This window comes from Paenibacillus sp. OT2-17 (assembly GCF_009827695.1).
Taxonomy (GTDB): domain Bacteria; phylum Bacillota; class Bacilli; order Paenibacillales; family Paenibacillaceae; genus Paenibacillus; species Paenibacillus polymyxa_B.
Map to the genome: position 1 here is coordinate 1 of NZ_WUDQ01000276.1, position 4,819 is coordinate 4,819.

Annotated in this window: 4 protein-coding genes; all 4 read right to left on the reverse strand. The window is 39.5% G+C overall.

What is annotated here, in order from left to right; translation table 11 throughout:
- Positions 1-237 precede the first annotated feature (237 nt).
- Positions 238-792 (reverse strand): hypothetical protein, encoded by a 555-nt coding sequence (locus GRP75_RS19395; RefSeq protein ID WP_237449107.1) that lies wholly within the window; start codon positions 790-792, stop codon positions 238-240.
- 113 nt (positions 793-905) lie between these two features.
- Positions 906-2,606, reverse strand: a complete 1,701-nt coding sequence (locus GRP75_RS19400; RefSeq protein WP_160790097.1) for a methyl-accepting chemotaxis protein — start codon at positions 2,604-2,606, stop codon at positions 906-908.
- A 299-nt stretch (positions 2,607-2,905) separates the two neighbouring features.
- Positions 2,906-3,655 (reverse strand): class I SAM-dependent methyltransferase, encoded by a 750-nt coding sequence (locus tag GRP75_RS19405; RefSeq protein ID WP_160790098.1) that lies wholly within the window; start codon positions 3,653-3,655, stop codon positions 2,906-2,908.
- A gap of 526 nt (positions 3,656-4,181) precedes the next feature.
- A partial coding sequence (gene spo0A, locus GRP75_RS19410) for a sporulation transcription factor Spo0A (RefSeq protein WP_160790099.1) occupies positions 4,182-4,819 on the reverse strand: 638 nt, incomplete at its 5' end.

Consider the following 4,819-nt stretch of genomic DNA (forward strand, 5'->3'; position numbering starts at 1 on the left):
CGATTGTCTACCCATATAAAAATCGTACCCTCCATTGCAACATCCGACTCGCCTCTAAACAAGAAATTGAGCATGTTAGGTAAATCATCTTTTCCTGAGGGATACATTGATCCGTTTTACAAATTGTACATCATCCTTTTGAAAAACGATAATATCCCCCCCATGGAATTCGTTCTCCTTATCAAAATGCTTACCTACTGCCCAATGGTGAGAACAAAAATGTCCCAGATGGCTACATTACTCCCCTTGATAATAAAAATCAATGAATCTTTTCGTCAAAGGATTAAACTTATCAAAGCGTTTGCGATGCGGTAAAAAGCCTGACTTATGTACTTGTTCTGCTAGTGTTTCTACATGTTCAAATCGCTTGAAAAAGGGCAACGCGAAAGTGTAGATATCTTCAATAATCTCTTGGATCACCCGTTCTCTTTCTGCTTCTGTGGACACAAGGTAATCCCTGTTTCCCGTATATTTCTTGGTCAGAGCAATCAGCTCACTGTGAAAACAAGCCCCAGTACTATACTTCTTTTTTATTCTTTTGGATTCTACGATAATATAAACTTTTAATGCACCATATTTCGTCGCACCGAAACAAATTTCAAATATAAATTCCTTGGTTTCTTTTTTCAAAACTTTTCTGCTTTTCAGATATTTAAAATCATTCAAAAATGGTGTAGCTATGATTTTTTCTATCGCTAACTGACGTAGGTCACTTGCTTTAAGTTCAGTCTTATTGTCCATGATGTCACTCCAACCCAAAGAATTTCCCACCATTATATCATATCTTTCCAATTACAGATTCCTCATATCTCCACCCTTTAATCACAATATATTAATAAAAAAAGAAAAAAGCCGCTCACAATAGATCAGCTAGTTCCTCTGAAACATAAAAAGCAGTATACGAATTATACTTTGAATTTACCAATTTGCCCTTGCAGATCCTCTGCCATCGTAGACAGGTTTCTTGCAGATGAAGCAATTTCCTCCATGGACGCCAGCTGTTCCTGAGTTGCGGCAGATACGTGTTGTGTCCCTGCTGCGGCTTCCTCAGCAATCGCTGAAATTTGTCTGACAAAACCAACAATCTCATCTGTACTTGCAGACATTTGTTCTGATCCGGCAGAAACCTCTTCAATTTCACTGGCCACTTTATTTACGGTTTCCTGAATTAGTTCAAAGGATGCGCCTGCATTTTGTACAACTTCACGACCTGTCATGACATCCTTCCCGTTAGACGCTACCGCCTCAATAGCATGGGTAGTATCCTTTTGAATCAATCCCACTAGCTCCGTAATTTGTTGAGCTGAATGAGCCGATTGTTCAGCCAACTTGCGAACTTCGCCTGCAACTACAGCAAATCCACGACCATGTTCTCCTGCACGGGCCGCTTCAATCGCAGCGTTCAAGGCAAGAAGGTTGGTCTGACTAGAAATATTGGTGATAACATCAATGATCTTGCCAATTTCGTCTGAGCGCTCTCCCAATCCAGCCATGAGATCTGCCAATCCATTCATCGAATCATTCACGGCATTCATCTGCGTAACTGCCTGTTGAATCATCTGGTTACCTTCAGCCGATTTATGGGCCGCATCTTGCGCAGATGCGAATACATTTTGCGCGCGGATGGCAATTTGCTCAACACCGATAGACATTTCCTCAATAGCTTGGGACGATTTCGTCACCATATCTACCTGGTCTCCTGTTCCAGTAGCTACTTCTTGCACCGTTTCGGTTATTTGTGCAGAAGCTTGGCTATTTTGCTCTGCACTGGCCGTCAATTCTTCTGAGGAAGTGGTTACCAACTCAGTCGTCTTACTCACAGATTGAATCAGTTGGCGAAGGTTCTCAACCATGACATTGAAGGAATGTGCCAACGTACTGATCTCGTCCTTGCCCTTCACAATGATAGCTTCACTTGTAAGATCACCCGATGCAATACTTTCAGCAGCACGACTGATCCGCAAGATAGGTTTAGAAATAATTTGAGCTATGATGATTGCCATGATCAATGCTAATATAACGGCTGCTATACTCAAAACGATGACCAATTGTCTCCCTGAAATAAAGTTGTCAACAGCTTCTTTCGTAGTCTGTTTAGATCCATCTGCATTCAATTTAATGAGCTGACTGATCATATCGTTTGAACTATACCATAACTTATAGGACTCTTGATGAAGGATGCTTGATTGAGCATAATCATTAGCTTTACCTGCTTCGATCACTTCAGGCAACTTATTCAGATACTCTGTATAAGTTTTGGAGAATTCTTCATACATTTCACGTTCTTTAGGGGTAGCAATTAATTTTTCGTATGTTTTGCGGCCGTCCTCAACCTTTTTTAAAACCTTATCATATTCGGCCTGGACCTTCTCCATTTCCTCTGGGTCACGTTCTACAATAATGTTTAATGAAATCCGCTCTACATCAGATACATCACCATTTAGTGTTCCCAGTATGGTCACACTTGGCATCCAATGGCTATCAATTGCCATCGAAGTGTCACCTAGGTTTTTCATTTTTGAGATAGATACTGTACTAATCACGATCAAAAGGATTATTACCGCTAAAAAACCCAATATCAATTTTGTTCGAATGTTAAATTTCATATATTCGCTCCTCAGTTCTCTTTATATTAGATACTATATCGACAAGAAACGACACTTTGTTTATATCAAAATTAAAGAGAATTTCAGAACTGTTTACAAAAGGAAAATTTCCCTTCGTGATGGTTGGTGCAACTGATTCAGGTTTATTTTATAACCTCGTGGAGAGCATTATGTTTTATAATCCCCAACAATTGTACCGCCATATAGGGAGGGAGATGCTGAGAATCTTTATTCACTTATTCCATCAAACTTATAAGTTTTAAAAAAAGGATACCCAGAAACGGGTATCCCTTTATGTTTTACTTCCTAGCAATCACCATAAATCGTTCTGAATTTGTCCTTATTCCTATTTGGGTTTGATTGTCTATAATAAATTGTTGGAGTATTTGAAAATCAATTTCTTTTTCTCCGAAGTTAGAAATAGTCGGAGTGTGTTTCAAGAGGAATATTAAGTCTGCAGGAGTCTGATAATATTCGTTTGCATTGAATTCAAATGACTGTATATCGTTAAAGCCCGCATCACTTAATTCGGTAATATATTTAGCTTTTAACGAGTCTTTCTTAGCACCCCAAGCCTGTCCTCTTCCAAACGCTTCTTTAATATTTAATTTGTCGTTTTCGCTTACTTGCTGTGTCAGGAACATACCACCCTTTACTAACACCTTTGCTATCTCTTTTGCATAAAAACATGAATGTCGAGAAGAGATTACATTAAAGAAGTTCTCAGGAAAATTTAGATTTTCAGCATCCATCTGGAGAAAACGAACATTTGCTATGTCTGATTCAGCAGAATTCTTGGTTGCTGTTTCAATCATTCCGGTGGAATGGTCAATCCCAACTAGAAGTAATGCAGAATCTGCTATTGATAAAATTGCTTCCCCGCCGCCAGTACCGATATCAAGCAATATATCCGACTTCTTGCATGTCTTCGCCACTTCATTGTAGAAGTCCCATTTTACTCCTTTGGAGATACATTTCACATTGCTGAAATCCCATCCGTTGATTTTTCCAACCTTATCATAAAACTCTTTATATTCTATTGAATTCATTTTTCTTCCACCTTCCAATTAAGGATAAAAACTACGAGTTAGCAGACCGATATCATTCAGAATTTTAGTTTTTGTAGCCAAAAGGATAGACTTCTCCCTTGACGGCTGGTACGCGTTTTTTCCAGCCCGGAAACTAAATACCTCGAACAATACGGAATGACATCCGATTCACCTCATTTGAAAGATTGTTTTAATTATATTTCTTATAGAGCTTGTCGATCAAGCAATAGTTCAATAACAATTCCAACTCTCTCCCTTGGTAGAACGACGACTGATAGCAATGAAATGACGATAATTGAAGAAAACTTTAAATTGTCCAGTTGAAATTGAAAATCGTTCATAAAAAATACCGCTCCTTTACTGGTTCTTGGAAGAACCAATAAAAAGGCGGTATTAGTTTTCTACTATTCAGAAGTTTATCGGTAATCTGGGCGGCTGTTTTGGAGATTAGAAGCCATCCCTGCAATTATCATTGATAAACGTCAAACCCCAAAAATCCCTTGCTTCATCAATCATTCTGACTCTTTCAGGACACCTTATTCTCAATCCGCAGCTTATCTGACACCATCGCTATGAATTCACTATTGGTTGGTTTGGACTTACTGATATTAATAGTGTAACCAAACAGATGTGAAATGCTGTCGATATTTCCTCGGGTCCATGCTACCTCGATAGCATGACGAATGGCGCGTTCTACGCGAGATGCCGTCGTTTTGAACTTTTCGGCGATTGCCGGATATAATGTTTTGGTGATGGCTCCCAAGATTTCGATATTATTGTACACCATCGTAATGGCTTCGCGTAAATATTTATAGCCCTTGATGTGAGCTGGTACACCAATTTCATGTATGATGGCCGTGATACTGGCATCCAGGTTTTTCGTCTTACCCATAGGTACTACGTTGGACCGCATGGATGAAATGGTTACCGGACTGCTGCTAACTAACTGCGGTCCCACCAATTGGCGAACACGGTTAGCCAGCACTTCCATGTCAAACGGCTTCAAAATATAATAAGATGCCCCGAGCTGTACGGCCCTCTGTGTAATATTTTCTTGACCGAATGCAGTCAGCATAATGATTTTCGGCTGTGGAGTCAGGTTCATTTCTCTCAAACGCTCCAACACACCGAGACCATCCAGGTGAGGCATAATAATATCTAAAA